3 protein-coding genes and 1 pseudogene are annotated in these 4,500 nt (G+C 33.6%); 3 read left to right on the plus strand and 1 reads right to left on the minus strand.

All coding sequences use genetic code 11. The features are described 5' to 3' along the window. Positions 1-463: 463 nt before the first annotated feature. A pseudogene (locus tag SJY24_RS30130) lies at positions 464-576 on the plus strand (ABC transporter permease); the annotation flags it as partial. A 722-nt stretch (positions 577-1,298) separates the two neighbouring features. On the opposite strand, the gene SJY24_RS30135 reads toward SJY24_RS30130, so the two are convergent. Continuing rightward, the gene (locus SJY24_RS30135) at positions 1,299-2,258 is read right to left on the minus strand and encodes a proline dehydrogenase family protein (protein WP_377867319.1); all 960 of its coding nucleotides are present in this window, start codon (positions 2,256-2,258) and stop codon (positions 1,299-1,301) included. 117 nt (positions 2,259-2,375) lie between these two features. Between SJY24_RS30135 and pdxR the strand changes: the two genes are divergently transcribed. Continuing rightward, positions 2,376-3,788: a MocR-like pyridoxine biosynthesis transcription factor PdxR gene (gene pdxR, locus SJY24_RS30140; protein ID WP_377867087.1), complete on the plus strand. Its 1,413-nt coding sequence runs from the start codon at positions 2,376-2,378 to the stop codon at positions 3,786-3,788. Positions 3,789-3,892: 104 nt separating this feature from the next. Further along, positions 3,893-4,351 (plus strand): ASCH domain-containing protein, encoded by a 459-nt coding sequence (locus SJY24_RS30145; protein ID WP_377867088.1) that lies wholly within the window; start codon positions 3,893-3,895, stop codon positions 4,349-4,351. Positions 4,352-4,500 lie beyond the last annotated feature (149 nt).

A 4,500-nucleotide genomic window follows, 5' to 3' on the forward strand; every position in this document is an offset into this window, starting at 1 on the left:
TTCTTTGCCGCTCATTTGCGACTCCCTTATGTTAACATTTTCATATTTCAATGTCAACTAAGTTTTTTATTTCGTTTGTCGCTTTCTGCGTTGTTGCTATCGGCGACTTGTCCTATATTACACCTCTATACGCTAATCGTCAATACCTTTTTATAAAGTTATTCAAGTTAATATTTTTACACTCTCTAATCTAGAGAAGAACCTATAAATATTGCATTATCCGAAAAGCCTCTTCGACTTCGCTTTAATTTCTTCTTCCAAAATATATTCAAGTTTACTTATACCCTAGACTTAATTGGTACGGAAGTTTTTCCCCAGCGAAACTAACAACCTTATTTTAATAAATACTAATATGTAATTAAAAAGTTATTGCGCTCCCTAACACCTCTTTGTTTATCAGGCACTCTATTAGAAACGATGGAAGATATACTTATTCTTATAACAGACAACGATACAGAAATTCTTATATACTACTCTAGTTATAGAGTTCCCCTTATATAAAGTAATGGTTACTTACCTGTTTACTCGTAAATATATAGAAACACACTAATACATTTACTAACTATCCCTGTGTCACTAAAATAGCAGACTTATATCTCTTTCATCTTTAGCAGCATCCATTTCCATATGGCCTAGTCGTAATAACTTTCATATCCTCTTAACAAACATTATAAGATATACAAATAAACTACACTCGAGGCCCGAACCAATTAATAGCATTTCTTTTAAACACATATACTGGATTAAAAATACGTACCTCAATTGATCGAGTGTACCTAACACACCCAAAGGAACGTTTGTTCTATTTGCATTTTATCACTTTTTATCACATTTAAGGATGTTTATCCTATACCTATATTTACGTTTTACCGCTAGAAGAGAGAATCGAGTTACTAACAAAGCATATAATTTTATTGTTTCTATATATATATCCTCCGTTTTGAAGTACATATAGAATTACAAATTCATTTATTTCTAGCTATAAACCTAAGAATACATAACAATAAGAAACCAATACATATAAAACACCCATAAAAACAAATTCTGCAACAAGGTATACTACGGCTGTACAATTATAAATCATAATCTTCTTAACACCTATAGGAGTCCCATCCGCATTTTACGCAAATATAAACTAAAAAAATTTCAATATAAAAAGAGCCAGAATTTCTACTCTAAGGAAAATCCGGCTCTTTTTTTTGGCCACAACCAAAATTATTTAACTTACTCGCTATAACTGAACTCCCTCATAATAACCATAGCCAAAATAATTTTTACATTTAATATTAAATGTCTATTTAATATTCCCTACTCTGCTGTACTGAAGATGAATGTATCATATCTATCACTGCATGATATAAATTTTCCGGATATTCAGCTATCCGATGGCATAAATACAAGTACCACTCTTTCCCATAAGTCAAATACACCCTAGCATTATGTCCTTTGTTTTTCAAATCACTTAACATATCCGGACGAATTCCATATAGCATTTCTATTTCTACATTAGATTGACTAAAATATTGACGTTGCTCCATTTCTTTAATAAGAATTTCATCATGTGTAGCTATAGATACAGGATGGTTGTTTTCAACTAGTTGTTCTACAATCTGAAGATACTGTTGATTTAAGTCAGTTGACCTAGGCATAGCAATATCCGAAACTTCTTGATAGGCACCTTTTACAACTCGTATTTTCCCTGGATAATGTAGGAGTTCTTGAATATCATTGTTTGAGCGATATAAATGCGCCTGAATCGTTATCCCTACATTAGGATATTGCTCAGTTGTTTTTTTATAGATGGAAAGAATGTCTGCTGCTTTAGATGATTCTTCCATACTTATCATAAGGGTAGTTCCATGTACTTTTGCCTTCTCTGCCAACTCTATTAAATGAATATAAGATATTTCTGGATCTATAGATAATCCAACATGCGATAAATCGAGTGATACTGTTTGTTTCATAGATAGAGCACCCATATCCCCAATAAGATTCCAAAACTCATTTTTTGCTTTATAACATTCCTCTATATCTAGAATATTTTCCCCTATGTATTCTAGTGAAGTATGATAACCTTTTGCAATTAGTTCTTTTGCTTTCACAATCCCCTCATGTCTCGTTTCTCCGGTAACAAAGCGTTTCGCGGCTTGCAATAATAACGTATAAAGTTCAGTGGATTGTTGTACATAGGATTTTATATGTTCATTTCGTGCAATCGATTTAAATGCCTGAGCTACTTGGAATTCTGGTTTCGTCATCACATTTTCATCCCCTTTAGAACTATTTGATCCAACTATAGCATGCTAAAATGGTTTATATTAGTACCATTTCAACCAAACCTTTATGGTACCAATTTTGATGAAGGGAGCATTTATATGCTTTGGATACCTATTGATCGATCGTTAGATATAAGTTTAATTCGACAGGTTTATCACCAACTACGTGAACGAATATTAAACGGAGAGCTACAATCTGGAGAAAAACTACCATCGACACGGGAATTATCTTCTGAGTTAAGCGTGTCTAGGAATGTAATTTTAGAAGCTTATGATCAATTATTTTCCGAAGGTTTTTTGGTCGCTCGACAAGGAGCTGGGACATTCATTGCCGAAGGGACTTATTTAGAACAACGTAAAAAATCAACTCTAATCGATTCTTTATCTTGGTGCGAAGAAACAAACAAAGACAGTAACATCATTAATTTTCGTTCAGGGATACCAGCATTAGACTTATTTCCACGTAAGGGATGGGCAAAGTTATCTCATACTATATGGAATGAAACACCTCCTTCTACGTTTGGATACGATATTCCCGAAGGGCGTCTCGAATTAAGAAAAGCTTTATCACGCTATTTACTAAAAACAAGAGGAGTTTTTTGTCATCCAGAACAATTGGTAATTACCTCCGGTGCAACTCAAGCTTTAACACTTGTTTCTAAGTTACTTTTGTCAACAGGCGACGAAGTACTAATAGAAGATCCCATCACCAATGACATTCAAACAATTTTTAAAAATTCAGGAGCCTTCCTTTATCCTATACCAGTTGATGATACTGGGATGAATACATCTTTGCTGCCTGCAAATAAAAACCCAAAATTCATCTTCACTACTCCTTCTCATCAGTTTCCTTTAGGAGGAGCGTTACCGATTCAACGACGGGTTCAATTGATTAACTACTCAAGAAAAACAAATTGTTATCTCATTGAAGATGATTATGACAGTGAGTTTCGATATGAAGGCTCACCTGTAAGTTCATTACAGGGATTGGATCCCGAGCGTGTGATATATATAGGTTCATTTAGTAAAATTTTATCACCGGCCCTTAGGATGGGATACTTAGTTCTTCCCTCACACCTTATTGAAAAGTGTCGCAGGGTAAAATGGTTTTCAGATCTACATACATCTTCTTTAAATCAGCTTGTCCTTGCTAAATTTATTGCCGAAGATTATTTGGAACGGCATATTATGAAGATGAAAAAAATCTATAAAAATCGAAGAGACTTCCTTATCCAGCAATTAAAATTAGCATTCTCAAATAAGATCAATATTTTCGGTTATTCTACAGGATTACACCTGATTGTTGAATTCAATCAAGTTCAATTCACCAAAGAATTACTTGAGAAAACCCAACAACTGGGGGTTAAAGTATATCCTGTGGAAGACCACGCCATTGAAAAAGGAAAACATCATAATCGAATTATTATGGGGTATGGACATTTAACAACTGAAGAAATAAAAGAAGGTGTAAGCAGACTACAGAGGGCAATACCTTGTATATATTCTTGTTAATAAATAGACTTTAAAACTCAAAATTAAAGAATCTAACAAATAAGGAAATTCCCCAGGGATTATAAAGAGACTAAAATATTAGTTAAAGTGAGGTAAGTACACAAATGAATCCATTAGCACAATCATATTGGGATACTTATTGGGGAAACAATGAAAAACCAGAATCTGTTACAGCTTGGCAATTTGGTGATTCTCCTGATTATCTCGCTCAATTAGTCATTGATGGTGTGAAAACCGCAACATGCTCCGGCCATATTTTTTATGAATTAGAAAATGAACCACTACCAACAACTAACGATTATAGTATTGTACTCAATAGTCAGGATGAACCTGTAGCTATTATTAAGACAATAGAAGTAACTATAATGCCAATGAATGAAGTAACAGAAGAATTCGCTATCGCAGAAGGCGAAGGCGATCGTACTTATAGTTACTGGAGAGATACCCATATTCAGTTCTTTACAAAGGAACTAAACGAGCTTGGTCTTAGTTTTTCTGAAGATATGCTGCTCGTTTGCGAACGTTTTAAGCTTATCGATGTAAAAAACAAAGTGAAGCTATGATAAATAACCATTTTACCCGAAGTCCATGCTATATAAATATATTTATCTTTAAACAAATAAGCTTGTTATGAATGGATTTCTTGAGCCATTCATAACAAGCTTATTTCATTAAACACAAAAAAGACGAGTCATTCTGACTCGTCTTAAAG

The organism is Bacillus sp. R86525 (assembly GCF_042466195.1).
GTDB classification, from domain to species: Bacteria; Bacillota; Bacilli; order Bacillales; family Bacillaceae_G; genus Bacillus_A; species Bacillus_A nitratireducens.